We start from the raw sequence: 26,634 nt of genomic DNA, 5'->3' as shown, positions 1-26,634 counted from the left end.
TTACATCAAAATTGATCCCGTCGATATTCTTGGCGTGAATGACTTTTCAATCTCTGACGTCAGGGTATGATTCGGTTCTTTGTCGTTTTATACCTTCTGAGTTCAGAGGCTTACACATGTCATGGCACCATTTTAAACAGACTTACCTGATTAAGTTCTGGTCACCTGTTCCTGCGGTCATCGCTGCGGGGATCCTGTCTACCTACTATTTCGGCATTACCGGCACCTTCTGGGCCGTTACCGGCGAGTTTACCCGCTGGGGTGGTCAGCTATTGCAGTTTGCGGGTGTGCATGCTGAAGAGTGGGGTTACTTTAAGCTCATTCATCTGGAAGGTACGCCGCTAACGCGCATCGACGGGATGATGATCATCGGAATGTTCGGCGGCTGTTTTGCTGCCGCGCTGTGGGCAAATAATGTGAAGCTGAGAATGCCCAAAAGCCGTATTCGCATTTTGCAGGCGTTGGCCGGCGGTATTATTGCCGGGTTTGGCGCGCGCCTGGCGATGGGCTGTAACCTTGCCGCCTTCTTTACCGGCATCCCGCAGTTTTCATTGCATGCCTGGTTCTTTGCCGTCGCTACCGCGATTGGGTCCTACTTTGGCGCAAAATTTACCCTGCTCCCGCTGTTTCGCATTCCCGTAAAGATGGTTAAGGTCAGCGCTGCCTCACCGCTAACGCAACAACCTTCACAGGCGCGTCGTCGTTTTCGTCTGGGTATGCTGGTCTTTTTTGCGATGGTTGCATGGGCACTTTGTACCGCACTGAATCAGCCAAAACTGGGGCTAGCCATGTTGTTCGGTGTGGGCTTTGGCCTGTTAATTGAACGCGCACAGATTTGCTTTACCTCTGCGTTTCGCGATATGTGGATCACCGGGCGGACCATGATGGCGAAAGCCATTATCGCCGGTATGGCCGTCAGCGCCATCGGCATCTTCAGCTACGTGCAGCTTGGTGTCGAACCGAAAATCATGTGGGCAGGCCCGAACGCGGTGATTGGCGGGCTGCTGTTTGGTTTTGGGATTGTGCTGGCGGGCGGGTGTGAAACCGGATGGATGTATCGCGCCGTTGAAGGCCAGGTGCACTACTGGTGGGTCGGACTTGGGAACGTGATTGGCTCAACGATACTGGCGTATTACTGGGATGATGTGTCACCCGTTCTAGCCACAAGCTGGGATAAGGTCAACCTGCTCAATACCTTTGGTCCGCTAGGTGGACTGCTCGTGACATACGCCCTGTTGTTAATCGCTTTCTTACTGGTCCTCGCACAGGAGAAACGATTCTTTCGCCGTACCACGGTCAAAACTGAATCACAGGAGAATGCCGCATGAAAGAGATAGTGCCTGATTATCGCCTGGATATGGTCGGTGAACCCTGCCCTTACCCGGCGGTTGCCACGCTTGAAGCCTTACCTCAGTTGAAAAAAGGTGAAATTCTGGAAGTCGTGAGCGATTGCCCGCAGTCTATCAATAACATTCCGCTGGATGCTAAAAACCACGGTTATACGGTGCTGGATATTCAGCAGGACGGGCCTACGATCCGCTATTTAATTCAAAAATAAAAACCACATGTAAAAAAGGCCTCAACGGAGGCCTTTCATCAGCTTACAGGCTTGGGCCACCGTCGCCGTTTAAGTTTCGGGAGACAGGAACGCGCGGTGAGGCGTGTGCCGCAGACGGAACAAACTGCACCATGAGGTTGGTTAATTGTCGGGTTAAACGTTGTAAAATAAAACTGTCTACCCGAACAAACCAGACACTCGAATTTGATGTCGGGAATATCCCCTCCAGCCAGATGTATTGAACAACCACCTTACAGCAATAACGAGAACAACTGTGGATATATCCTCCCTTTGCCGGAGCTGCATGGCAGGAGTGATGCATATCATCATGAAAAATAAGTCTAATTGATCCACAGCAAAACGAAAATTTTTTACTTAAGTAAAATCCAAGGCCTGATTTGAGCAAGGTTTTACCGGGTTGATGTTTTTTAGAGCTTTACTGATTGTTACGTTTTTCATTCCTTTTCAGGCTTCGTCTCTCAATTTTTCGTCGACAGTATTACGGCTTAATTGCCCTGAAAGAGGCCCTGTCGAAATTATTTTGCACCTCTACGGTCATACCCAGGAGAAATGGTCCGGCCATTTTGAGACGGGTGCAGGCCATAAGCGTTCAGGTGATACGGAGATTATTCCGTTCGCAAATGGCGATATTCTTCTTCATACCATTACGACGGATTCCTTCAGCTATCTCTATGACGGTGAATCAGCGCTCAGACACTGTATAAAATTAGGCGAGCGGCCTGTTTATCCCTCATTTTGAATACATAACTGGCCGCAAGCGGCCAGTTTGTCTATCCGTATCAGAAACGATAACCGGCAGAGAACATAAATACCCACGGATCCAGGCGAGTACTGATGCTTTGCTGCTCGCCGCCCGCTTTGAAACGCACGTCGGTATCAATATCCATATACCAGACAGAGGCGTTAATTAACCAGTCGCGGTTAATCAGATAATCCAGACCAACCTGCCCCGCCACACCCCATGAATCCTTTAGACTGAGATCCGTAAGCCCGGCCGCTTTGCCGGTATCGTTAAATTTCTCATCAAAGAATGTCGTGTAGTTAACGCCAGCACCAATATAGGGACGCACTTTGCTGTTGGCATCACCGAAGTACCACTGCGCCATCAGCGTAGGTGGCAGATGATGCACCGTCGCGATGTCTCCGGTCGGCCCCAAACCGACGCGATGACGGAAGGGCGTTGCGGCAAGAAGCTCGACGCCAATGTTTTCCGTTGCCATATAGGTGAATGTTAAACCTAACTGGGTATTGTTGCTGACGTTAAAACCGCCCATGCCCAGCACGCTGTCTGAACCTTCAGTTGGGCGAACCGTTGCCGAACCGGCTCGAATAAAGAATTCGCCTGCTTCATGCGCATACGCGCCGCCAGAGATACTGCTTAAGATAAGGGCTGCCACCGCTAATTTTTTCATATCCGCTCCATCGTTGTGGTTTTCATAGCGGATGAGAATATACTCACAAATGAGTAATAAGTGATCTAACACAGATCACATTAAAACCAGTAAGTTAACATTCATTGATCTAAGTTAATTTTTGCTGACTAAACCCGGTGAGTTAAGGTGTTCTACATCAATTATTGAGAATGTTAAAGACGGCGTTAACGCTTCATCGATGAGACAGGTCAAGCGATTGCACCGTCGATTATCACTGCTTTACAAAGATATGCTTTTCCATACAAGCCTTGATGCTGCCACGGGGGCGTTATCCGGTGTACAATTGCCGGCTAATTAACACCTGCAATACTCAAGGAGAGTGCATGTCTATCACGGCGAAGTCTGTCTACCGTGACACGGGAAATTTTTTCCGCAATCAGTTCATTACCTTTTTACTGATCGCGTTGCTATGCGCCTTTATCACGGTGGTGCTTGGTCACGCGTTCTCTCCAAGTGACGAACAGATTGCAAGCCTGAGCCAGGGCGACCACCTTGCAGGTAGCGTAGGGTTATTTGACCTTGTGCAGAACATGACGCCAGAGCAGCAACAAATCCTGTTACGCGCATCCGCTGCCTCGACGTTTTCCGGCCTGATTGGTAATGCAGTGATGGCAGGCGGGGTGCTCCTGATGATTCAGCTGGTCTCCGCCGGTCATCGCGTCAGTGCCTTACGCGCGATTGGCGCCAGCGCGCCAGTATTACCTAAGCTGTTTATCCTCATCTTTTTAACTACCCTGCTGGTGCAGATGGGGATCATGCTGGTTGTGGTTCCGGGTGTGTTGCTGGCCATTGTGCTCTCCTTCGCTCCAATCATGGTGGTGCAGGACAAAATGGGCATTTTTACCGCGATGCGTAGCAGCATGAGACTGGCGTGGGCTAATATGCGTCTGGTGGCACCGGCCGTGATTGGCTGGTTGCTTGCTAAAACACTTCTGTTGTTGTTTGCACCGAATTTTGCTGTATTAACGCCTAACGTTGGCGCGGTGGTGGCGAATACGCTGAGCAACCTGATTTCAGCGGTACTGCTGGTCTATCTGTTCCGCCTGTATATGTTAATTCGTCAGTAATCCTGAGGTTGGGGCAGGTTTGTCCCAACCCTATTCAGAAGATGGAATCACAGAATGAAGCAGTTTCTTGATTTTTTACCGCTCGTGGTCTTTTTCGCGTTTTATAAGCTCTATGACATTTATGCTGCAACGACGGCTTTGATCGTCGCAACCGCTGTCGTGCTAATTTATAGCTGGGTTCGCTATCGCAAAGTCGAAAAGATGGCGCTGATCACTTTCGTGCTGGTGGCCGTGTTCGGCGGGCTTACCTTGTTCTTCCACAATGATGAATTCATTAAATGGAAGGTCACCGTCATTTACGGCCTGTTTGCCGGTGCGTTGCTGATCAGCCAGTGGGTAATGAAAAAGCCCCTGATCCAGCGCATGCTGGGAAAAGAGCTGACCCTTCCGCAAGACGTGTGGTCTCGCCTGAATATCGCCTGGGCGGTGTTTTTTATCCTGTGTGGCCTGGCCAATATCTACATCGCCTTCTGGTTGCCTCAGAACATCTGGGTCAACTTCAAGGTCTTCGGCCTGACGGCGCTGACGCTCATTTTCACCCTGCTGAGCGGCGTCTACATCTATCGGCACATGCCGCAGGATGATAAGCACTAGCTGTTTTAACCGGGACGTACAGCTTGCGTGCGTTCCGGTCTATTCTCTCCGAATCAAAATCATAGTAGCATCCCGCCTGAAGTCTTCAGTTACGAGTTAAAACAATGACAAAAAATGACGCCCCTCAGGGCGAACTGGTTTTACGCACACTGGCAATGCCCGCTGACACCAATGCCAATGGCGATATTTTTGGCGGCTGGCTAATGTCGCAAATGGATATGGGCGGTGCAATTCTGGCAAAAGAGATCGCGCATGGACGTGTTGTAACCGTTCGGGTGGACGGGATGACCTTCCTGCGTCCGGTCGCGGTGGGTGACGTGGTGTGCTGCTACGCGCGCTGTGTGAAGCGCGGCAATACGTCAATTTCCATCAACATTGAAGTATGGGTAAAAAAGGTCTCTTCTGAACCTATCGGGCAGCGTTATAAAGCAACGGAAGCGTTGTTTATCTATGTGGCGGTGGATAACGAAGGAAAGCCGCGTCAGTTACCTCAGGCCTGACCTGCAGTGATAAAAAAGCCTCCTTTCGGAGGCTTTTTTCATTCCATCTGTGCCCCGCCGTTAAGGCGGAAGACAATATTGACGATCAGCCCGGTGCCTGGCTTACCGGGTTCGTAACGCCATCTGCGCATCGCCGTTTTCACTTCGCGCTCAAACATATTTGAAGGCTGCGCCGAGAGAACTTCTACGTTCTCCACGCGTCCCTCAGGCGTGACGTCGAATTTCACCTTTACACGCCCTTCAATACGCAGTGCCTGTGCACGCGCGGGATATGTAGGCTGGTTCCGGCTGATAGCGCGAGGCCCCGCTGGCGCAGTCACCGTCGGTTTTACGGCCGTCGCCGCGTTATTCATTACCGGACGCGAAGGCGCTGCGTTTTCCACCGGCTTTGTGGCGCTCGGTTCAACCGGACGCACTTCACGCTTCGGACGTTCCTCGACCTTCTTCACCGGTTTTGGCTTAGGCTTCGGCTTTGGTTTTGGTTCCGGTTTGTGGATCACCACCGGCGCCTCTTTTGGCGGCTCCGGAATCGGCTCCGGTTCTGGCTCGGGCTCAGCGACGGGTTCTGGCGGTGGAGGCACAACCTGCGGCGGCTCAAGATCTGCCGGCGAGACCATGGTCACCGAAATCGGCTGCGCGGGCGCTGGCATTTCAATAACCTGATGAACCGATGTATAGAGCAAACCCGCCACGACAGCACCGTGAATAACGACAGAAAGCAGCGTCGGCCAGGGAAAGCGGCGAGGTGAATCAAGGGTCATCGAAGTCATAATTATCAACGTTAAAAAACCGAACCCTGATTTTAAATGCAAATAGCAATCATATTCAATAAGACACTTTGTTCTGGCGCAATTAAAGCGTCAGAGAGGCCAAAAAAGGCGCATTGAGATCAGGGCATTAACAATGTTGCTATCTTTACATTGCAGTCATTTGTGCTTTCACATAACGTAAACGGCACTTTTAACGGTTAAGGAGCTTCACCGTGCTTTATGTACTCTATTCTGAAGATGTGGCCGACTCCCTGGAAAAACGCCTTTCTGTACGCCCTGCCCATCTGGCTCGTTTGCAGCTGTTGCAGGATGAAGGACGATTGCTGACCGCTGGCCCAATGCCTGCGGTGGACAGCAACGATCCCGGCGCTGCCGGTTTTTCAGGTTCGACGGTGATTGCTGAGTTTGAATCCCTGGAAGCGGCGACAGCCTGGGCCGATGCAGACCCTTACGTGGCTGCGGGTGTTTACGCCAAAGTAACCGTTCGACCGTATAAGAAAGTGTTCTGATGAAAAAGGCTCCCTCAGGAGCCTTTCTTCAATCAATGCAGCGTTGCTAGCCTTGCTGCAAATCCCACAAACAATAGCCCTATCAGCCCATTCCCCAACTTTGCCAGTTTCTTTTTCGTTTTCAGGTAACGCGTAACAAACGCGCCAGAGAAGATGAGGAAGCTCATGTACATAAAGCTAATCAGCTCGAGCGTGGTGGCGAGTATCAGGAAAGAGGTGCCCGTATTTTCTGCATGCACGTCAATAAACTGCACGAAGAACGAAACGTAGAACAGAATCGCTTTTGGGTTCGTCAGGCTCAACACCAGCGAGCGCTTCATGATCGTGCTGGCAGGCTCGGCTCCACTTTCATGGCCCTTGCTCTGACGGGTGACGATCGACCAGAGCATTTTCCCCCCCAGCCACAGCAGATAGAAGGCGCCAAGGTAGCGAACAATATTAAACAAAACAGGCGTGGTCTGAATCAATGCGGCGACACCCGCCCAGGCCAGAAACATCAGAACCGCATCACCGATAAACACACCGGTTGCGGCCAGGTAACCTTTTTTAACACCATGGCCAATGCCGGTTTTCAGCACAAACAAGGTATTCGGCCCGGGGACTAACACGATAAAAAATGCCCCGACGACATAGGTCCAGAAATTCAGTACACCAAACTCCGCAAACACGTCTCCCTCCTTTTGCTATAAAACATCGGGAATACCGCCGCAATAACGGTATCCCAAAAATGAGTCGCGCTATTGTACGCCGTTATAGCCGTCAAGATAAGTCGCGGCCAGTTCGTTGCCAAACAAAATGGCGTCGCTCGGATCCATACTTGAAGACCATTTGTCGTTCGCATTACCGGAGAAGGACTGGTTCGTATTGGCCTCTTTCTTCAGCTGATCGCGAATACTTTGTGCATATTCACTGGCTTCAGCCGGGGTGCGGCCTGCTGCACGATCGCTTTTCCCTTGGGCATACAGCTCGCGGAACTGTGGAACATTCAGCCTATAATTTTGGGGTACGCTTGAGGTGTAGTTCCCGCCGATAAAGTTGGATTTATGCGACACGAAATAATAGGCATGTCTTTCTGGTGAGGTTTTGCTACTGGTGCAACCACTTAAAACCGCGATCGCCAGGATCGCAGCCAACGCTTTTCCATTCATCTTTAATTCCTTTTAAAAAAACCACTGTTTTAACCCGTTGAGCAAATACTCAGCCAACGCGGATAATGACGACAGTCCTACATTTTCCCTGAGCGCATCCAGCGCTAAAAGCACAACAAATACCCAGAGGTAAGGATTCATTTTGATTAAAATTCATATCGTCAGGAGGGAGCATTCTATCGCGGAATGGATGCTGAAGAGACTGCGAAAAATGATAGTCATAAAAACACTGGGCACCTGAACGGTGCCCTGAGCGTTATCAGATATCCTGGACCGCGAACAGTAACGCGTTACGGTGTCTGTTCAATCCGCATTTCCTGATGGCGTGTATACGCATATTGCGGCGGGATTGTGCTTCCAGCCAACGAGCCTTACGACGACTCACCTGTCGCAACATACGCCAGCGCCCTACTTCTGTTCTACTGCGCTTCATGCTCACAACTCTTTCTTTATCAGAAATGCCATTATAAACCCAACCCAGCGGCAAACCAGCGCTTTTATCTGGCGTTTTTATTTGCCAGATGATTCCTGATGCGTACACTCATAACAATACGCTTTCAAAAGGATTTTTTACCTATGACAACCTTCTACACCGTGGTGAGTTGGCTGGTCATTCTGGGATACTGGCTGTTAATCGCGGGTGTGACGTTACGCATCCTGATGAAGCGCAGAGCCGTACCCTCTGCCATGGCCTGGCTTTTAATAATCTATATTCTGCCGCTGGTGGGTATTATCGCCTATCTCTCTTTCGGTGAATTGCATCTGGGTAAGCGACGCGCCGAGCGCGCCCGCGCCATGTGGCCCTCTACCGCAAAATGGCTTAACGATCTTAAGGCCTGCAAACATATCTTTGCCGAGGAGAACAGCAGCGTAGCCGACTCGCTGTTTAAACTGTGCGAGCGCCGTCAGGGCATTGGCGGCGTCAAGGGTAATCAGCTCCAGCTACTGACCTCTACGGATGACGTGATGCAGGCGCTGATCCGCGATATCCAGCTGGCTCGCCATAATATCGAGATGGTGTTCTATATCTGGCAACCCGGCGGGATGGCTGACCAGGTCGCAGAATCGCTGATGGCAGCCGCGCGCAGGGGCATTCACTGCCGCCTGATGCTGGACTCAGCAGGAAGCGTGGCGTTTTTCCGTAGCCCCTGGGCTGGCATGATGCGTAATGCCGGTATCGAAGTGGTTGAGGCGTTGAAGGTCAATCTGTTGCGTGTGTTTTTACGCCGCATGGACCTTCGTCAGCACCGTAAAATGATCATGATCGATAACTATATTGCCTATACCGGCAGCATGAATATGGTTGACCCGCGCTTCTTCAAGCAGGATTCGGGAGTCGGACAATGGGTTGACCTGATGGCACGAATGGAGGGCCCCATTGCCACCTCTATGGGGATCGTCTATTCCTGCGACTGGGAGATAGAGACCGGTAAACGTATCCTCCCGCCGCCGCCGGACGGTAATATTATGCCGTTTGAAGAGGCTAGCGGGCATACCATCCATACCATCGCGTCCGGACCGGGTTTCCCGGAAGACTTGATCCATCAGGCGCTGCTGACGGCCGCTTACTCAGCGCGTGAATATTTGATCATGACCACGCCCTACTTCGTTCCCAGCGATGACCTGCTTCATGCGATCTGTACCGCCGCACAGCGTGGCGTAGACGTTAGCATCATCATGCCGCGCAAGAACGATTCGCTTCTGGTGGGCTGGGCCAGCCGCGCATTCTTCAGCGAACTGCTGGCTGCAGGTGTAAAAATTTATCAGTTTGAAGGTGGATTGCTGCACACCAAGAGCGTGCTGGTCGACGGTGAGCTAAGCCTGGTGGGCACCGTCAATCTGGATATGCGCAGCCTATGGCTTAATTTTGAAATCACGCTGGTGATCGATGACGCCGGGTTTGGTGGCGATCTGGCCGCGGTGCAGGACGATTATATTTCCCGTTCGCGCCTGCTGGACGCCAGACTGTGGGGGAAGCGTCCCCTCTGGCAGCGAATTACCGAACGACTGTTTTACTTCTTTAGTCCGTTGCTGTAAAACGTGCCCAACGATGTTTAACAGGTAGTCATCATGGAAATGGATCTGAACAATCGCCTGACCGAAGACGAAACGCTCGAACAGGCCTATGACATTTTTCTCGAACTGGCGGTTGATAACCTCGATCCCGCCGACGTGATCCTCTTCAATCTGCAGTTCGAAGAGCGCGGCGGTGCCGAGCTGTTCGACCCTGCGGAAGACTGGGCAGAACATGTGGACTTCGATCTCAATCCTGATTTCTTTGCCGAAGTTGTGATTGGGCTGGCAGATGAAGATGGCGGCGAAATTAATGATATCTTCGCACGCGTCCTGCTCTGTCGTGAGAAAGACCATAAGCTGTGCCACATTCTCTGGCGCGAATAATAAAAAAGGCTGCGTTCGCAGCCTTTTTTATTTAGTCCGGCAATTCACTTCCGCAGCGGTTACAGAATCTCGCGCTATGTTCATGTTCCCCCTGATGACAGTGGGGACATTTTCGCTGCTGTTTACGATTCTGAAATGCACTGCTCATATGGGTGGTGATCAGTCCTGTCGGGATCGCTATCACCGAATAACCAATCAGAATAAGTACCGAAGCAACAATACGCCCCAGCGGTGTATGCGGCGTGATATCGCCATAGCCCACCGTCGTGACGGTCACAATGGCCCAATACACGGAGGCATTGAGCGTCGAGAAACCATATTTTGGCCCTTCGATTAAATACATCAGCGTGCCAAAGACAATCATCACAATAGCGATAAACGAATAGAAAAGAATAAGCTGGTGACGCGCGCTCACTATCGCCACCCAGAAAACCCTCAGCGACGGCATAAATCGCAGGAGTTTCAGAATACGTAATACGCGAATAGCACGCATTGCGCGCCAGGCAAAAACATAGCTAAGGCTGATTTCCGGCCACAACAACATCACGTATAGCGGCAGGATAGTGGCTAAATCAATAAATCCCCAGAAGCTGAAAACATATTTTGCCGGGTTGGGCCAGCAGATGACCCTCAGCACATATTCAAGTGTAAAAACCAGGGTGACAATCAGTTCCAGCCAGACAAACACGTGCCATTCATCAAAGGTCAGGTGATATTGCGTCCCGGCACCGGATTCGACAAAGATGACAATGACGCTAAGCAGCGCAAAAAGCCCGCACAGTCCTTCGACGCGACGGCCGGATACCGTTTCAGGATCGAATAAAAATTGATAGAGCCGCTGACGGGCTGACGTGAATAAACGCGACACAGTAACCTCGCAAAAATAAGGGCTGACATCATGTCAGCCCTTGCGATTATAACGGGTCTACTTTAAGGCAGGAAACCGCATGACGGAAACTGCCCTCCAGAACCGGTCGTGTTTTCGCACATTCCGGCCCGGCCATCGGGCACCGCGTTCGGAAAACGCAGCCAGAAGGCGGGTTAATCGGTGACGGTAATTCCCCTTCCAGCAGCTGGATAGTTTTATTCTTTTCCAGGTCGGGATCGGGAATAGGCACCGCCGACATCAGCGCTTTGGTGTAGGGGTGCTGCGGGTTGTGGTATACCTCATCATAGGTGCCCAGCTCCACCGCATGGCCCAAATACATCACCAGTACGCGGTCAGAAATGTGTTTAACCACGGCCAGATCGTGCGCAATGAAGATCAGCGACAGACCCATCTCACGCTGCAATTTCTGCAGCAGGTTGACCACCTGCGCCTGAATGGACACGTCCAAAGCAGAAACCGGTTCATCACAGATGATCAGCTTCGGCTCAAGGATTAACGCACGCGCAATACCAATACGCTGACACTGCCCCCCGGAGAATTCATGCGGGTAGCGGTTGATGAGGTTAGGCAAGAGCCCCACTTTCATCATCATCGCCTTTACGCGATCGCGCACTTCCTGACGCGACATCTTCGGATGGTAGGTCCGCAGCGGCTCGGCGATGATCTCACCGATGGTCATGCGCGGGTTTAATGATGCCAGCGGATCCTGGAAAATCATCTGGATATCGCTGCGCACCTCACGCCACTCGTCTGGCTTCATGCCCAGGAGATCTTTACCCAGCCAGGCCACTTTGCCGTCGGTGGCTTTCACCAGGCCGATAATCGCTCGCGCAAACGTGGATTTACCGCAGCCAGACTCACCCACTACGCCCAGGGTTTCACCTTCATAAAGACGAAGGGTAACGCCATCCACCGCTTTCAGGGTCTTTGGCGGCTGCCAGAACCACTGTTTACCGTCTTTAATGTCGAAATGCACCTTCAGGTCGGCAATTTCGAGCAGCACGTTACGTTTTTCATCTATTGCGTTCATACCAGCTCCTCCTGCGGCTTAAAGCAGGCGCGCAGACGGCCTGGTGCAAACTCTTCCAGCGGCGGCGCGCTGTTGCAGATCTCCATCGCATGCGGGCAACGAGGCTGGAACGGACAGCCCTTCGGCAGACGCAGCAGGTTCGGCGGGTTGCCTGGGATCGTCAGAAGAGACTCGCCTTCAGCATCAAGGCGCGGTACAGCATTCAGCAGGCCGATAGAATACGGGTGTGCAGGATGGTAGAAAACGTCACGCGAATGGCCGTATTCCATGGTGCGGCCCGCGTACATCACCAGCACTTTGTTACAGATACCGGCCACCACGCCCAGGTCATGGGTGATCATGATGATCGCCGTGTTGAACTCACGCTTAAGCTCGTTCAGGAGCGTCATGATCTGCGCCTGTACGGTCACGTCCAGTGCAGTTGTGGGTTCATCGGCAATCAGCAGTTTTGGCCGACACAGTAGCGCCATTGCAATCATCACGCGCTGACGCATACCGCCAGAGAACTCGTGCGGATACATGCGCATGCGCTTTCGCGCTTCCGGCATTTTAACCGCATCCAGCATTTTGATGGACTCTTCGAAGGCTTCGGCTTTACCCAAGCCTTTATGCAGCATAAGCACTTCCATCAGCTGTTCGCCGACGCGCATGTACGGGTTAAGCGAGGTCATCGGATCCTGGAAAATCATCGAAATCTGCTCTGCACGCAGCTTGTTAAGCTCGTGCTCAGGCAGATTGAGGATTTCACGGCCGTTGAATTTCGCGGAGCCGCCTATAACACCGTTTGATGCCAACAGTCCCATCAGCGCAAATGCTGTTTGTGATTTCCCGGAACCGGATTCACCGACAATCCCCAGTGTTTCACCGGCACGAAGATTGAAGTTAAGATCGTTTACGGCGGTCACATCCCCATCCGGGGTTTTAAAGGTCACGCGGAGGTCTTTAACATCCAGCAGAATATTGCCCTGCTGTTGCCCCTGCGGCGCAGTTGCCGTTTCAATAATTGTCATGACGGCGCTCCTTAACGGTCTTTCGGGTCGAGGGCATCACGCAGGCCATCGCCGATAAAGTTGAAACAAAACAGCGTCACGACCAGGAAGCCCGCCGGATACAACAGCAACCACGGGGAGACTTCCATGGAGTTTGCGCCATCACTCAAAAGTGCGCCCCAGCTGCTCAGCGGCTCTTGCGTCCCAAGGCCCAGGAAGCTCAGGAAGGATTCAAACAGGATCATGCTTGGCACCAGCAGGGAGGCATACACCACCACTACGCCCAGCACGTTAGGCACAATATGGCGGACGACGATGTTGCGGGTAGACACACCACCAACCTGTGCCGCTTCGATAAACTCTTTGCGCTTAAGGCTCAGCGTTTGACCGCGCACAATACGCGCCATATCCAGCCAGGACACCATCCCGATGGCCACGAAGATCAACAGGATGTTCTGACCAAAGAAGGTGACCAGCAGGATAACGAAGAACATGAACGGGAAGGAGTTGAGGATCTCCAGCAGACGCATCATTACGGAGTCAACTTTGCCGCCCAGATAGCCAGAAAGTGAACCGTACAACGTGCCCAGAATTACCGCTACCAGCGCCGCAGCAATACCCACCATCAGCGAGATACGCCCACCAATGGCCACGCGAACCAGCAGGTCACGGCCAGAGGAGTCGGTACCAAAATAGTGTCCGGACACCATATCCGGTGCGCTGGACATCATGCCCCAGTCGGTGTCGAAATAGGTAAATTGCGACAGCATCGGTGCCAGGGTCACAAACAGCGCGATAAACACCAGAACAATCAGGCTGGCGACGGCCGCACGGTTATGCATAAAGCGACGACGCGCATCCTGCCAGAGGCTACGACCTTCTACTTCCAGTTTTTCACTGAAGTTTTCCAGCGCCTCGCTGTTTTTCTTACTCAACATCATGGCGTGCTCCAGTGTTAGTAGCGGATTTTCGGGTCAATAACGGCATAAAGCACATCGACCACGGCGTTAAAGAGTATCGTCAAGGCGCCAACGAGGATCGTCAGACTCAGTACCAGCGAGTAGTCGCGGTTGAGCGCGCCGTTAACGAACAGCTGACCAATACCCGGCAGGCCGTAGATGGTTTCAATAACCATTGAACCCGTAATAATCCCAACGAAGGCCGGGCCCAGATACGACAGCACGGGGAGGAGCGCCGGTTTAAGGGCGTGACGGATGATAATACGACGCATCGGTAGCCCTTTCGCGCGCGCGGTACGAATGAAGTTTGAGTGCAGGACTTCAATCATTGAACCACGGGTGATACGCGCGATACTGGCGATGTACGCCAGAGAGAGTGCGACCATCGGCAGAATCATGAACTTCAATGCCCCGCCGTTCCAGCCGCCCCCTGGCAACCATTTCAGCGTGATGGCAAATATCATCACCAGCAATGGCGCCACAACGAAACTGGGTATAACCACCCCGGTCATTGCGACCCCCATTACGGCATAATCCCATTTGGTATTTTGTTTTAAGGCGGCGATAACACCGGCAGTGACTCCGAGAATGACGGCCAGGAGGAATGCCGCAGCACCTAATTTAGCCGATACCGGGAAGCTGGACGCCACCAGGTCATTAACGGAATAGTCTTTATATTTGAATGACGGACCAAAATCGCCGTGTGCCAGCTGCTTCAAATAGTTGAAGTACTGGGTGGAGATTGGATCGTTTAAATGGTATTTCGCTTCGATGTTAGCCATAACTTCTGGCGGTAGCGTACGTTCACCGGTAAATGGACTTCCCGGTGCAAGACGCATCATGAAGAAGGAAATCGTAATTAGAATAAATAGCGTTGGAATCGCTTCAAGACAGCGACGTAGGATAAATTTCAACATTGCCCGTACCTTCTGGCGTGTGCCTATATAATATGATGTTGGTTAGACACCGTGGGGCGAACTAACCCGCCCCACTCATTGCCATTAGTGCTTGATAATATACAAGTTTTTAACGTAGATATTATCCATCGGGTCTTTACCGGTATAGCCACCTACCCACGGTTTCACCAGACGGGCGTTAACGTAGTAGTAGACCGGAACGATCGCGGAATCTTTATCCAGCTGCTGTTCAGCTTTAGAGTACAGTTCAGTACGCTGTGCTTCGTCAGTGGCTTTCAGCGTGTCGCCAATCAGCTTGTCAAATGCCGGGCTCTTATAGTGAGCGGTGTTGTTTGAGCTGTCGCTCAGCATGGTGTTCAGGAAGGAGGTCGGTTCGTTGTAGTCCGCACACCAGCCAGCACGCGCGACATCAAAGGTACCCTGATGACGGCTGTCGAGGAACGTCTTCCACTCCTGGTTCTCCAGCTTCACGTTTGCGCCCAGGTTCTTTTTCCAGATCGAGGCGACGGCGATGGCCAGTTTTTTGTGTAAGTCAGAGGTGTTGTATAACAGGCTGAACGTCAGCGGCTTATCAGCCGTGTAGCCTGCTTCAGCCAGCAGTTTTTTCGCTTCTGCGTTACGCTGCTCCTGTGTCTCTTTGAACCACTCTGGCGCAGTCAGTTTTGCACCATCGGTGTATGGAGGGGTATAGCTGTATGCTGGCAGATCGCCCTGGTTTTTCACTTTGTTCACAATGATATCGCGATCCAGTGCCAGCTTCAGCGCCGTACGGACTCGTACGTCGGTGAACGGTGCTTTCTGGTTGTTGATTTCGTAGTAATAGGTGCACAGATACGGATCGACGTGAACTTCTTTCGGGATCTCTTTTTTCAGCTTCTGGAACAGTTCAATCGGCATGTTGTTATAGGTCATGTCGATTTCACCGCTGCGGTAGCGGTTAACGTCTGTCACTTCGGAAGAGATTGGCAGGTAGGTCACCTGGTTAATCACGGTTTTCGCGTTATCCCAATACTGCGGGTTACGCTCCAGAACCATACGTTCGTTGACCACCCAGTCTTTCAGCTTATAGGCACCGTTGGTCACAATATTGGCAGGCTGAGTCCATTTCTCGCCAAATTTTTCCACGGCGGATTTTGGAACAGGAGAAACAGACGGGTGAACCAGGAGCTTATAGAAGTACGGAACAGGTTCGCTCAACGTCACTTCAAAAGTATTGGCATCGATCGCTTTCACGCCCAGGTCGGTAATGGGTTTTTTGCCTGCGATGATGTCATCAATGTTGGCGATGTGGCCATATTGCAGGTAGCTCGCATACGGAGAGGCGGTATTTGGATTCGCCAGGCGCTGCCAGCTATAAACGAAATCTTCGGCGGTGACCGGAGTACCGTCGGACCATTTTGCATCTTTACGCAGATGGAAGGTCCAGACTTTAAAATCTTTATTTTCCCATTTCTCAGCCACACCCGGTGCCGGGTGGCCGTCTACATCAGTGACCAACAAGCCTTCGAACAGGTCGCGGTTAACGTTAGACTCAGGAACACCTTCAATTTTGTGCGGATCCAGAGACTGAACTTCCGCACCGTTATTACGGACCAGCGTCTGCTTCTCAGCCAGTTGAACACCTGCAGGAACGTCCGCAGCCATTGCAGCGTTACCCGCGATTAGCGCAGTTAAAATCCCCGCCGCTACCAGATTTTTTTTTGTGATGATGGACATTGTGTTGGTACTCCACTCATTATAATTACTGGCCTTCGCCAGCTGTGTAATCCCCTGTTGGGGCCTGTACAGCGCAGGAGTTTTTTTTGCTGCTGCCAGGTTCTTCTTTTACTGCTTGCTATCACCGACTTTTTTTATTACTGACCGCTCGTATGGCCGTCTTGCGTCGATTCTTCACAGACCTCCCCTGTTTGAGATCCGTGCTGGATATGTGAGAAGAGAACTATATGAAAATAATTCTCATCTACTTGTTTTATGCTGCAAAATATAAGGCCGGAAAGTACCAAATGGTGCTAACTCGCGCCAATACATTTTGCAAATTTGTTAAGCAATTCTCTTTTACGGTGGTGACCGTTACTTTGGGGGCAGCCCTGCCAGACATCAAATGCCAGTAAAAAACCATGACATTCAATACGATAGAGAATTATTTCTCTACAAGCGCGTCGCTGCGCTATCATCGACTGTTTTTGTACGAAAATTTAACAATTGGTTATTATTTAGCACATTCCTCTAAGGGAGCGTTGAAATTACTAATATCATTTCGGTTATCTCTCAGCAAGCCCCAGAGTATCATGTGAGTAAAATAACAGAGCGATCGCAGGATTTATGTGCAGGCGGGCAACGGCGGAATGAGTAACCTTTTGAAAATAAAGAGAAGGCTATTATTAGTAGAATTTATTATGACATGTTCACATTTCAACTTTATTTATATGATTTGCTGATAATCACGTAAAAAAAACGGAGCCATTGGCTCCGCTCTTTCATATGAAATGGTCAGTGCAATAATCCGGGGAAAATACTCTTAATGCCGGTAACGATAAATTCAATACCCAGCGCCATCAATAACAGGCCCATGATACGGGTAATGACGTTGATGCCGGTCTGCCCCAGCAGACGCACCAGCAAGGGAGCCATGCGGAATACGCCCCAGCAACAAAGCGCAAAAAGGGCAATGGCCACGGAAAAACCGATGAGGTGCATCAGACTGTGATAGCGCGTTCCCCATACAATGGTCGAACTGATTGCACCGGGGCCGGCCATCAAAGGTAATGCCAACGGAACCACGCCGATACTCTCACGAACCGCGGTTTCTGACTTTTCCTGCTTATTCTGTTTATCTTCACCCAGCTTACCGCTGATCATCGACATCGCTATGGTAACCACCAGGATCCCACCCGCGATACGGAATGAATCGATCGAAATACCAAATACCTGCAGAATGCCATCACCCAAAAATAGTGATGTCAGCAGAATGATGGCAACAGACATGTTGGCCGTCAGGTTTGTTTTATTTCTGGCTGCTGCCGTTTGATAGCTGGTCATACTAATGAAGACAGGGATAATCCCTACCGGGTTTACCAGCGCAAACAAACCAATAAAAAACTTGAAATATGTAGGGAAATCAAAGAGCGTTTGGATCACATTTAGCTCCGCTAATGAGCATGGCCGGAAACTGACAGAATATCAGGATAAAATCGCGCTGAAGATACGCTTTTTATCTGCATTCTTCACCAGAAATCTGCATCAAAAGGGTATCATTTCATGATGTTAAACAATTGTAGAATCTATGACAGAGCAGCTTCCAATAGTTACGTAATTATTTAACAGTGGAATAATCTTACAAAATAACCCTGCTGAAAGGTATCAGCTTCGGTAAAAATTGACGCAGATCATGATTTTCGTACTCAGAAGTGAGTAATCTTGATTACACCCCAAGATAGATCACCTATCAAAAAGGGATGATGCTAAGTTAAGGCTCTTTTAGTAAATTAGTGCGTTAGAGCAAAAGTAACCCTTTGTTTTATTGTGTGTTACGCAAGGACTAACGGCTCTGACTATACTGTCTCTCGTATCGAGCGCTGGTTTACTAATAGAGTTTAAACATTATCAGGAGAGCATTATGGCTGTTACTAATATCGCTGAACTGAACGCCCTCGTCGAGCGCGTGAAAAAAGCCCAGCGTGAATATGCCAACTTCACCCAAGAACAGGTTGATAAAATCTTCCGCGCGGCCGCTCTGGCTGCTGCAGATGCTCGAATCCCTCTCGCTAAAATGGCCGTTGCCGAATCCGGCATGGGTATCGTCGAAGATAAAGTGATCAAAAACCACTTTGCTTCTGAGTATATCTACAACGCCTATAAAGATGAGAAAACCTGTGGCGTGCTGTCTGAAGACGACACGTTCGGTACTATTACTATTGCTGAACCAATCGGCATTATTTGCGGTATCGTTCCGACTACCAACCCAACATCTACCGCTATCTTCAAATCCCTGATCAGCCTGAAGACCCGTAACGCCATCATCTTCTCCCCGCACCCACGTGCTAAAGATGCGACGAACAAAGCGGCAGACATCGTCCTGCAGGCTGCCATTGCTGCGGGTGCACCTAAAGACCTTATCGGCTGGATCGACCAGCCGTCTGTTGAACTGTCCAACGCGCTGATGCACCACCCGGATATTAACCTGATTCTGGCGACCGGTGGTCCTGGTATGGTTAAAGCTGCATACAGCTCAGGTAAACCTGCAATCGGCGTTGGCGCAGGTAACACCCCTGTTGTTATCGATGAAACTGCAGACATCAAACGTGCTGTTGCATCTGTCCTGATGTCTAAGACCTTCGATAACGGCGTAATCTGTGCGTCTGAACAGTCTGTTGTGGTTGTTGATTCCGTATACGATGCTGTTCGCGAACGTTTCGCCAGCCACGGCGGCTACATGCTGCAGGGTAAAGAGCTGAAAGCCGTTCAGGACATCATCCTGAAAAATGGCGCGCTGAACGCCGCCATCGTGGGTCAGCCAGCATACAAAATTGCTGAGCTCGCAGGCTTTACCGTTCCGGCAACCACCAAAATCCTGATCGGTGAAGTGAAAGTTGTCGACGAAAGCGAACCGTTCGCACACGAAAAACTGTCCCCTACTCTGGCTATGTACCGCGCTAAAGATTTTGACGACGCAGTACAGAAAGCAGAGAAGCTCGTTGCAATGGGTGGTATTGGTCACACGTCTTGCCTATACACCGACCAGGACAACCAGCCAGAACGTGTTGCTCACTTCGGTCAGATGATGAAAACCGCACGTATCCTGATTAACACCCCAGCATCTCAGGGTGGTATCGGTGACCTGTACAACTTTAAACTCGCACCTTCCCTGACTCTGGGTTGTGGTTCCTGGGGTGGTAACTCCATCTCTGAAAACGTTGGTCCAAAACACCTGATCAACAAGAAAACCGTTGCTAAGCGAGCTGAAAACATGTTGTGGCACAAACTTCCGAAATCTATCTACTTCCGCCGTGGCTCCCTGCCAATCGCGCTGGATGAAGTGATTACTGATGGCCACAAACGTGCGCTCATCGTGACTGACCGTTTCTTGTTTAACAACGGCTATGCTGACCAGATTACCTCAGTTCTGAAAGCGTCTGGCGTCGAAACGGAAGTCTTCTTTGAAGTTGAAGCTGACCCAACACTGAGCGTCGTGCGTAAAGGTGCTGAACTGGCGAACTCCTTCAAACCAGATGTGATCATTGCGCTGGGTGGCGGTTCCCCAATGGACGCCGCGAAAATCATGTGGGTCATGTACGAACATCCAGAAACGCACTTCGAAGAACTGGCGCTGCGCTTTATGGATATCCGTAAACGTATCTACAAGTTCCCGAAAATGGGCGTAAAAGCGAAAATGATCGCGGTTACCACGACCTCCGGTACGGGTTCAGAAGTTACACCGTTTGCGGTTGTGACTGATGACGCAACAGGTCAGAAATACCCGCTGGCTGACTATGCGCTGACGCCAGACATGGCTATCGTTGATGCCAACTTGGTTATGGATATGCCGAAATCACTGTGTGCATTCGGTGGTCTTGATGCAGTGACTCACGCCCTGGAAGCTTATGTTTCCGTACTGGCTTCTGAGTTCTCTGATGGCCAGGCACTGCAGGCGCTGAAACTGCTGAAAGAAAACCTGCCAGCGTCTTACAACGAAGGGTCTAAAAACCCGGTAGCGCGTGAGCGTGTTCACAGTGCAGCAACCATCGCCGGTATCGCGTTTGCCAACGCCTTCTTGGGTGTTTGCCACTCTATGGCACACAAACTGGGTTCTCAGTTCCACATTCCTCACGGTCTGGCGAACGCCCTGTTGATCAGCAACGTTATCCGTTATAACGCTAACGATAACCCAACCAAGCAGACTGCATTCAGCCAGTACGACCGTCCTCAGGCTCGTCGTCGTTACGCTGAAATTGCAGACCACCTGGGTCTGAGCGCACCGGGCGACCGTACTGCTGCGAAGATTGAGAAACTGCTGGCATGGCTGGACAGCATCAAAGCTGAGCTGGGTATTCCTAAATCTATCCGCGAAGCTGGCGTTCAGGAAGCGGACTTCCTCGCACACGTTGACAAGCTGTCGGAAGATGCGTTTGATGACCAGTGCACCGGTGCTAACCCACGCTACCCGCTGATCTCCGAGCTGAAACAGATTCTGCTGGATACTTACTACGGACGCGAGTTCAAAGAAAATGACATTGTTGCTGTGAAACCAGAAGCACCTGTCATCAAAGTTGACAAGAAAGCCAAGAAAAACGCTTAATTGACAGCCCGTAAAAAACCCGCCTTTGGCGGGTTTTTTTATGTCTATAGAGCCGAGTAATACATCAGGAAGACATCACTGCCGATTCTCGTCCTGAATCGCTGTGAGAGAACCTACAATCAGCGCTTCCTTATAATGCTTACGACAGACCGACACATAACGTTCATTGCCACCTATCACAACCTGCTCGCCATCAGCATACGGTTTCCCGGCCTGATCGAGGCGAAGCACCATGCTGGCTTTGCGACCGCAAAAGCAGATCGTTTTCAGTTCAACCAGTTTATCGGACCAGGCAAGCAAATACTGGCTTCCGGGAAATAATTCGCCACGAAAATCCGTACGCAGCCCATAACACAGGACGGGAATATCCAGCTCGTCAACGACATCAGAAAGCGCATGAACCTGCTCACGCGTCAGGAACTGGCTTTCGTCTACCAGAACGCAATGAATCGGCTGTAAAGCATGTTCAGTGCGGATATCCTGCAACAGGTCGGTTTCTGGATTATAAAGCCTTGCAGGCGACGAGAGACCTATCCTTGAACTCACCTTGCCCGCACCAAAGCGATCGTCGATTTCTGCCGTGTACACAACGGTACGCATACCTCGTTCCTGATAATTGTAGGAGGATTGAAGAAGCGCCGTGGATTTTCCGGCATTCATTGCCGAATAGTAGAAATAAAGTTGTGCCATTGGCCCTTAAACCTTGTTCAATGTGTAATATTCCCAATGAATCATTGTACCATATTTTGTCTGGTTATCAGCGATACACCGCACAGACTCTGCGGTTCAATGGGGCGATAGCAGCGGGGAGTTAACAAAAATAATGCGTTAAAACAGGAGGTAAAGGCATTTAGCTCATCTTATATGTAGCGATTCAGCTAAACATAACACTTCTTTTTATACTGGAATCGACGTTCATTAAAATTCACTATTTATTAACTATTTCTGCCTTCAGATTGCCCGGGTAAACTAATACAAAAGGCTGATATTTATCACCCGCAACTATAATCCTTGGGGTAAATGTCACAAAAAAGATGCAACCAAACGGGTCGTAGCGGTTTACGTCATAACACATGCCTCAGTTAGGCGATGAAATTTAAGTTAGCGTAATTAATAATAGCGCCCATTATTTAGTATTTTTTGAATTCCTTACATTCCCACCTATTGCACAACTCAATTTATCGCTCTATTATTAGGTCAACAAACCATCCCCCCATTATAAGTTTGAGATTACTACAATGAGCGAAGCACTTAAAATTCTGAACAACATCCGTACTCTTCGTGCGCAGGCAAGAGAATGCACCCTCGAAACGCTGGAAGAAATGCTGGAAAAATTAGAAGTTGTGGTTAATGAACGTCGCGAAGAAGAAAGCGCTGCTGCCGCTGAAATCGAAGAGCGTACTCGTAAACTGCAGCAATACCGCGAAATGCTGATTGCAGATGGTATCGATCCAAACGAATTGCTGAACAGCATGGCTGCAGCAAAAACCGGCACCAAAGCAAAACGCGCTGCTCGTCCTGCTAAATATAGCTATGTTGATGAGAACGGCGAAACTAAAACCTGGACTGGCCAGGGTCGTACTCCTGCTGTTATCAAGAAAGCCATGGATGAGCAAGGTAAACAGCTGGATGACTTCCTGATCAAGGATTAATCCGAACGCATTCTGAAAAATCCCGCATAATGCGGGATTTTTTGTTTCTGCTATTCACGTCAAACATCCTCTTACACTCTGTCATATAGCGACAACGGCTATTTAATGTCCCTTACAAAGTGGGTTTGCCACGCTGTAATGGCCATAAAAAAACCGGTGGGCATCACCACACCGGTCTTGTTCATTCGACGCTCAGGTTATTTTTTAATACCCATACTGTCTTTGAGCCAGGCTTTAAATTCTTCACCCAGGGTATTGTGGCGAATGCCATATTCAACAAATGCCTGCATATAGCCGAGTTTATTACCGCAATCATGGCTCTTACCTTTCATATGGTAAGCCTCTACGGTTTCTTTCTCGATCAGCATATCAATACCATCGGTCAGCTGAATCTCATCACCTGCTCCTGGAGGCGTTTTCGCCAGCAGTGGCCAGATTTCAGCGCTTAGGACATAACGGCCGACAACCGCCAGGTTAGACGGCGCGACGTCTGCCTTAGGCTTTTCTACAACGCCTACCATTGGCACGCTTTCACCCGGATTAAGGTTCACGCCTTTGCAGTCAACAACGCCATAGGCAGTAACGTCTTCAACAGGCTCAACCATAATCTGGCTGCTACCGGTTTCATCGAACCGTTTGATCATCTCTGCCAGGTTATCCTGCGAGAGATCGGATTCATACTCATCCAGAATAACGTCTGGCAAGATAACCGCGACAGGCTCATCGCCAACAACAGGGTGTGCACACAACACAGCGTGACCCAGGCCTTTAGCCAGCCCCTGGCGAACCTGCATAATGGTTACGTGCGGAGGGCAAATAGACTGAACCTCAGCCAACAGCTGACGCTTAACGCGTTTTTCCAGCATGGCTTCAAGTTCAAAACTGGTATCAAAATGGTTTTCAATAGAGTTTTTAGATGAATGCGTAACCAGCACAATTTCAGTTATGCCTGCTGCAATACATTCATTAACAACGTACTGGATTAATGGCTTATCAACCAAAGGCAGCATTTCTTTAGGAATTGCCTTAGTTGCTGGTAACATCCTGGTCCCCAATCCCGCAACCGGGATAACGGCCTTTCTGACTTTTGAATTTAGGGCAGCCATTGAAATTCTCCTGAACTGTTCAAACTTTGAACTTTTATGCATTAAATAACGCGTTGAGTATATCAGCCTTACCCTACAGTCCGGGTCTGAAAAGAACGCGTTGCCGATCAATTAAGACAAATACGCATGATGCTTGGCGGTGATACTAGCACTCCCGGCAAAGCACTGGAAAAGCAATCGTAAGAATACAATTCAACTGCTTATTCCGTGGACAACATTAAGCGAAGCCGTCCCCCTGCCCCCCAAATTTGGCACTGCCAGGAAGAACAGCGGTGGCTAATTTGATTTAGATAGGCAGTGCCCAACGTACCAAGCGGCACTCCATTACTCACCTCAATATGATGTTCACCGGTATTCAGCGAGGCATTGAGGCCAGCAGAAACCAGGATCAGATTTTTCAAACCGCTGTGATAATAACCGACCAGTAGCGGAAATTGCCCCGGCAAATTAGCCTGTCGAAAAAGCTGGTTAACTTGTTTAAGTAAACTGCCTAGCTCAGGAAGTCGTTGCCCCTGGTGCGATAACTGTTCTTGCAATAAGCCATTAAATAGCGCCCGGAGGAGTAATGCCGCTAAAACGCCATTATCTCCAGCACGGGTGACGTCCAGACAATAAAAGGCAAGATCGGATTCTGACAGCGGCGCAATATCCAGCACCAGCCCGGGTTGGTCAGCGGCAACAAGTTGTCGATAATTTACGCGGCAGTGCGAGATGGATTGCTGCACGGGTGGCTGAAGTTCTTTCAGCAATTTCGATGCCGCAAGGGGATTACTGACTAATGCATCCCAGTCCTGGAAAAGGCGCTCTTCCTCCTCAACCCGGGAATTAAACATATTTGGATAGAGGCAGGCCAGCACCGTTTCACGTAAACGGTTCAGATCCTTTACAGGTTTAAGCAAGATATCCTGGACACCTAAACGGAGAGCCTTAGCGATGTCCGCCATATTTTCTGTGGCAGAGATCACCAGAATCGGTATCTGGTCACCTTCATTGCGCAGATGCTCAACCAGCTTCAGTCCGTTCATCCGCGGCATCTCAATATCACAGATCATGAGATCGGGCGTGATACTGATCATTTTTTCCAGCGCGTCGACACCATCCTCAGCGAGCAAGGTGCTTGCCCCGAGCGATGATAACCACGAATCCAGCAGCGATCGGAAAACGGGCTCGTCTTCAACAATCAAAATGTGTTTTCCGGCCAATGGCTGCGTCATGGTTCCTCCCCTGGCTGACAGTAACTCAATAGTGGCATGCTATTGGTACTATCGCCTGTCAGATTTTGCTGAAGTAATCAAAAAAGGATGCTCAACGTGCGGTTCGCACAAATGGCAACAACTCGTCTATTTTCTTTTCGACGGCTAACGAGCCCGCTGCGATGGCGGCCTCAGCCCGATGGAAATCAAGGGTAGAGATTTGTGGACAATAAGGTTGAATCAGAATATCCGGAGGGTCACCGGCCATACGGTTGCGCTTAAGGCGGTTCTCAAGCACCTGAATAGAGGTCGTCATGATCTCCATCGCCGTTGGCGCAGTTACCGAGCGACGCGCGGCTATACGACCAATGCGTCCGCGTAAGCGTTCATGCCAGGCGAGTTTATCGCCCTCAGTATCTTCACTTTGCAGATTGACCGGCATAAGGTCTTGTTGCATAAGATGCGCATCGTGCTGCAAATCCACGGCAATCACGATGTCAGCCCCCATCGCCCGCGTCAGGGAGATAGGAACCGGGTTAACGACGCCACCATCGACAAGCCAGTACCCATTGTGGGGAACAGGTGCCATTAACCCCGGCATACTGCATGAGGCGCGTACGGCAAGCTGGAGATCCCCTTCGGTAAGCCAAAGCTCACGACCGGTACTGAGATTTGTCGCGACGGCACCGAAAGGCATTTGACAATGGCTGAAGTCATCAAGAGGCATTATCTGGCGGAACTGATTAAACACGCGTTCACCGCGCAGCAATCCACCGCGCTGCCAGGAGAGATCCATCAGGCGCAGTACGTCCCAGTAACTGAAGGAGCGCACCCAGGCTTCGAGTTCCGGGAGCTTTCCACACGCATAGGCGGATCCGACCAGCGATCCAATCGAACACCCTGCGACAATATCGACATCAATACCCATCTTTTTTAAGGCATTGATAACTCCAATATGCGACCACCCCCGCGCTGCACCTGAGCCCAGCGCCAGCCCAATCTTAACTTTTCTCATTAGCCCTGTTTAACTTCCCCTGGATCCCAACATAGCGTCAACGCAACGGCTCAGTTAACATGGTGCTACCCGAAGCGTTTTACGCCCTTATTTTTTATTCCAGGAAGAGAATTGTGTCTCAACTCTGCCCCTGTGGTAGCGCTCTGGAGTATAGCCTATGTTGCCAGCGATATCTTACTGGCGAACAGGTTGCACCAGACCCGTCACACCTAATGCGTTCGCGGTATACTGCTTTTGTGATCAAAGACGCAGACTACCTGATTAAAACCTGGCATCCGTCCTGCCATGCTGCCGATTTCAGACAAGATATCGTCGCCGGGTTCGCCAGCACCGAGTGGCTTGGCCTGACCGTGTATGAATCAGCAAAAGGCAGCCACGATAGCGAAGGCTTCGTCAGCTTTGTTGCCCGGTTTACCGAACAAAATAAACCTGGCGCGATTATCGAGCGTTCCCGGTTCTTAAAGGAAAGCGGGCAATGGTATTATATTGACGGAACGCGTCCTCAGTTTGGTCGCAACGATCCCTGCCCATGCGGTTCAGGTAAAAAATTTAAAAAGTGTTGCGGGCAGTAACGCCGACAACGCAGATT

At 50.4% G+C, this 26,634-nt stretch carries 28 protein-coding genes and 1 pseudogene; 12 read left to right on the top strand and 17 right to left on the bottom strand.

Annotated elements, in window-relative coordinates; all coding sequences use genetic code 11:
- The first annotated feature begins 116 nt into the window (after positions 1 to 116).
- Together yedE and yedF are read left to right on the top strand one after the other, a co-directional pair.
- On the top strand, positions 117 to 1,328 hold the full coding sequence (yedE, locus tag V5P19_RS04360; protein ID WP_334400460.1) for a selenium metabolism membrane protein YedE/FdhT: 1,212 nt from the start codon (positions 117 to 119) through the stop codon (positions 1,326 to 1,328).
- Positions 1,325 to 1,558, top strand: coding sequence for a sulfurtransferase-like selenium metabolism protein YedF (gene yedF / locus V5P19_RS04355; RefSeq protein WP_003856774.1), 234 nt, complete (start codon positions 1,325 to 1,327; stop codon positions 1,556 to 1,558). The genes yedE and yedF overlap by 4 nt, the downstream gene beginning before the upstream one ends.
- A gap of 800 nt (positions 1,559 to 2,358) precedes the next feature.
- Here yedF and ompW read toward each other — a convergent pair.
- Entirely contained in the window at positions 2,359 to 2,991 is a 633-nt protein-coding gene (gene ompW, locus V5P19_RS04350; protein WP_334400458.1) for an outer membrane protein OmpW, read from the bottom strand.
- Between the two features lie 238 nt (positions 2,992 to 3,229).
- Here ompW and V5P19_RS04345 point away from each other — a divergent pair.
- From V5P19_RS04345 to yciA, 4 genes and pseudogenes are all read left to right on the top strand, one after another.
- Positions 3,230 to 3,310 (top strand): annotated as a pseudogene (locus V5P19_RS04345) (YkgJ family cysteine cluster protein); the annotation flags it as partial.
- 25 nt (positions 3,311 to 3,335) lie between these two features.
- The gene (locus V5P19_RS04340; protein ID WP_334400456.1) at positions 3,336 to 4,079 is read left to right on the top strand and encodes a YciC family protein; all 744 of its coding nucleotides are present in this window, start codon (positions 3,336 to 3,338) and stop codon (positions 4,077 to 4,079) included.
- A gap of 54 nt (positions 4,080 to 4,133) precedes the next feature.
- Positions 4,134 to 4,673 (top strand): septation protein A, encoded by a 540-nt coding sequence (locus tag V5P19_RS04335; protein ID WP_334400454.1) that lies wholly within the window; start codon positions 4,134 to 4,136, stop codon positions 4,671 to 4,673.
- A 104-nt stretch (positions 4,674 to 4,777) separates the two neighbouring features.
- Positions 4,778 to 5,173, top strand: coding sequence for an acyl-CoA thioester hydrolase YciA (gene yciA / locus V5P19_RS04330; RefSeq protein WP_334400452.1), 396 nt, complete (start codon positions 4,778 to 4,780; stop codon positions 5,171 to 5,173).
- Positions 5,174 to 5,211: 38 nt separating this feature from the next.
- Here the strand turns inward: yciA and tonB are convergent, their stop codons facing one another.
- Positions 5,212 to 5,934, bottom strand: a complete 723-nt coding sequence (tonB, locus tag V5P19_RS04325) for a TonB system transport protein TonB (protein WP_334401144.1) — start codon at positions 5,932 to 5,934, stop codon at positions 5,212 to 5,214.
- A gap of 221 nt (positions 5,935 to 6,155) precedes the next feature.
- Between tonB and V5P19_RS04320 the strand changes: the two genes are divergently transcribed.
- Positions 6,156 to 6,452, top strand: coding sequence for a YciI family protein (locus V5P19_RS04320; protein WP_334400450.1), 297 nt, complete (start codon positions 6,156 to 6,158; stop codon positions 6,450 to 6,452).
- Positions 6,453 to 6,484: 32 nt separating this feature from the next.
- On the opposite strand, the gene leuE is transcribed toward V5P19_RS04320, so the two are convergent.
- The 4 genes from leuE to V5P19_RS04305 form a co-directional block, all read right to left on the bottom strand.
- Positions 6,485 to 7,120, bottom strand: coding sequence for a leucine efflux protein LeuE (gene leuE, locus V5P19_RS04315; RefSeq protein WP_334400448.1), 636 nt, complete (start codon positions 7,118 to 7,120; stop codon positions 6,485 to 6,487).
- A 69-nt stretch (positions 7,121 to 7,189) separates the two neighbouring features.
- Entirely contained in the window at positions 7,190 to 7,600 is a 411-nt protein-coding gene (locus tag V5P19_RS04310) for an Exc2 family lipoprotein (RefSeq protein WP_334400446.1), read from the bottom strand.
- A 12-nt stretch (positions 7,601 to 7,612) separates the two neighbouring features.
- On the bottom strand, positions 7,613 to 7,741 hold the full coding sequence (locus V5P19_RS24715; protein ID WP_369077401.1) for a KPN_01571 family protein: 129 nt from the start codon (positions 7,739 to 7,741) through the stop codon (positions 7,613 to 7,615).
- Positions 7,742 to 7,859: 118 nt separating this feature from the next.
- Complete coding sequence (locus V5P19_RS04305) at positions 7,860 to 8,033, bottom strand: YciY family protein (protein ID WP_017384232.1); 174 nt, start codon at positions 8,031 to 8,033, stop codon at positions 7,860 to 7,862.
- Between the two features lie 143 nt (positions 8,034 to 8,176).
- Between V5P19_RS04305 and cls the strand changes: the two genes are divergently transcribed.
- Both cls and V5P19_RS04295 read left to right on the top strand, forming a co-directional pair.
- Positions 8,177 to 9,637 carry a cardiolipin synthase gene (cls, locus tag V5P19_RS04300; RefSeq protein ID WP_334400444.1) on the top strand — a complete coding sequence of 487 codons (1,461 nt, stop codon included), beginning with the start codon at positions 8,177 to 8,179 and terminating at the stop codon, positions 9,635 to 9,637.
- A 33-nt stretch (positions 9,638 to 9,670) separates the two neighbouring features.
- Entirely contained in the window at positions 9,671 to 10,000 is a 330-nt protein-coding gene (locus V5P19_RS04295) for an HI1450 family dsDNA-mimic protein (RefSeq protein ID WP_003856748.1), read from the top strand.
- Between the two features lie 31 nt (positions 10,001 to 10,031).
- On the opposite strand, the gene V5P19_RS04290 is transcribed toward V5P19_RS04295, so the two are convergent.
- The 7 genes from V5P19_RS04290 to V5P19_RS04260 all read right to left on the bottom strand — a co-directional run bounded on the left by V5P19_RS04290 (position 10,032) and on the right by V5P19_RS04260 (position 17,922).
- A complete protein-coding gene (locus V5P19_RS04290) occupies positions 10,032 to 10,868 on the bottom strand; it encodes an ion transporter (protein ID WP_334400442.1) in 837 nt (278 codons plus the stop codon).
- Between the two features lie 46 nt (positions 10,869 to 10,914).
- Complete coding sequence (oppF, locus tag V5P19_RS04285; protein WP_334400440.1) at positions 10,915 to 11,919, bottom strand: murein tripeptide/oligopeptide ABC transporter ATP-binding protein OppF; 1,005 nt, start codon at positions 11,917 to 11,919, stop codon at positions 10,915 to 10,917.
- On the bottom strand, positions 11,916 to 12,929 hold the full coding sequence (locus V5P19_RS04280; RefSeq protein ID WP_334400438.1) for an ABC transporter ATP-binding protein: 1,014 nt from the start codon (positions 12,927 to 12,929) through the stop codon (positions 11,916 to 11,918). The genes oppF and V5P19_RS04280 overlap by 4 nt, the downstream gene beginning before the upstream one ends.
- 11 nt (positions 12,930 to 12,940) lie before the next feature.
- Entirely contained in the window at positions 12,941 to 13,849 is a 909-nt protein-coding gene (gene oppC / locus V5P19_RS04275) for an oligopeptide ABC transporter permease OppC (RefSeq protein ID WP_334400436.1), read from the bottom strand.
- 14 nt (positions 13,850 to 13,863) lie between these two features.
- Complete coding sequence (oppB, locus tag V5P19_RS04270; protein ID WP_334400434.1) at positions 13,864 to 14,784, bottom strand: oligopeptide ABC transporter permease OppB; 921 nt, start codon at positions 14,782 to 14,784, stop codon at positions 13,864 to 13,866.
- 84 nt (positions 14,785 to 14,868) lie between these two features.
- Positions 14,869 to 16,500: an oligopeptide ABC transporter substrate-binding protein OppA gene (gene oppA, locus V5P19_RS04265; protein WP_334400432.1), complete on the bottom strand. Its 1,632-nt coding sequence runs from the start codon at positions 16,498 to 16,500 to the stop codon at positions 14,869 to 14,871.
- Between the two features lie 774 nt (positions 16,501 to 17,274).
- Positions 17,275 to 17,922: a YchE family NAAT transporter gene (locus V5P19_RS04260; RefSeq protein WP_334400430.1), complete on the bottom strand. Its 648-nt coding sequence runs from the start codon at positions 17,920 to 17,922 to the stop codon at positions 17,275 to 17,277.
- A 478-nt stretch (positions 17,923 to 18,400) separates the two neighbouring features.
- Here V5P19_RS04260 and adhE point away from each other — a divergent pair, with 478 nt between their 5' ends.
- Positions 18,401 to 21,079 carry a bifunctional acetaldehyde-CoA/alcohol dehydrogenase gene (gene adhE, locus V5P19_RS04255; RefSeq protein ID WP_334400428.1) on the top strand — a complete coding sequence of 893 codons (2,679 nt, stop codon included), beginning with the start codon at positions 18,401 to 18,403 and terminating at the stop codon, positions 21,077 to 21,079.
- Between the two features lie 75 nt (positions 21,080 to 21,154).
- On the opposite strand, the gene tdk is transcribed toward adhE, so the two are convergent.
- A complete protein-coding gene (tdk, locus tag V5P19_RS04250; protein WP_334400426.1) occupies positions 21,155 to 21,769 on the bottom strand; it encodes a thymidine kinase in 615 nt (204 codons plus the stop codon).
- Positions 21,770 to 22,317: 548 nt separating this feature from the next.
- Between tdk and hns the strand changes: the two genes are divergently transcribed.
- Positions 22,318 to 22,731: a histone-like nucleoid-structuring protein H-NS gene (gene hns, locus V5P19_RS04245; protein ID WP_008502781.1), complete on the top strand. Its 414-nt coding sequence runs from the start codon at positions 22,318 to 22,320 to the stop codon at positions 22,729 to 22,731.
- 197 nt (positions 22,732 to 22,928) lie between these two features.
- On the opposite strand, the gene galU is transcribed toward hns, so the two are convergent.
- From galU to rssA, 3 genes are all read right to left on the bottom strand, one after another.
- The gene (gene galU / locus V5P19_RS04240; protein ID WP_334400424.1) at positions 22,929 to 23,837 is read right to left on the bottom strand and encodes a UTP--glucose-1-phosphate uridylyltransferase GalU; all 909 of its coding nucleotides are present in this window, start codon (positions 23,835 to 23,837) and stop codon (positions 22,929 to 22,931) included.
- A 200-nt stretch (positions 23,838 to 24,037) separates the two neighbouring features.
- On the bottom strand, positions 24,038 to 25,051 hold the full coding sequence (rssB, locus tag V5P19_RS04235; RefSeq protein WP_334400422.1) for a two-component system response regulator RssB: 1,014 nt from the start codon (positions 25,049 to 25,051) through the stop codon (positions 24,038 to 24,040).
- A gap of 91 nt (positions 25,052 to 25,142) precedes the next feature.
- Positions 25,143 to 26,045, bottom strand: coding sequence for a patatin-like phospholipase RssA (rssA, locus tag V5P19_RS04230; RefSeq protein ID WP_334400420.1), 903 nt, complete (start codon positions 26,043 to 26,045; stop codon positions 25,143 to 25,145).
- Positions 26,046 to 26,158: 113 nt separating this feature from the next.
- Here rssA and V5P19_RS04225 point away from each other — a divergent pair, with 113 nt between their 5' ends.
- Positions 26,159 to 26,617, top strand: coding sequence for a YchJ family protein (locus V5P19_RS04225; protein WP_334400418.1), 459 nt, complete (start codon positions 26,159 to 26,161; stop codon positions 26,615 to 26,617).
- Positions 26,618 to 26,634: the final 17 nt, after the last annotated feature.

Origin of the sequence: Enterobacter sp. UNJFSC 003 (assembly GCF_036903355.1) — a bacterium.
Lineage (GTDB): Bacteria > Pseudomonadota > Gammaproteobacteria > Enterobacterales > Enterobacteriaceae > Enterobacter.
Note: the sequence above shows the minus strand (reverse complement) of the source record. Positions and strands in the feature narration are given on the sequence as shown.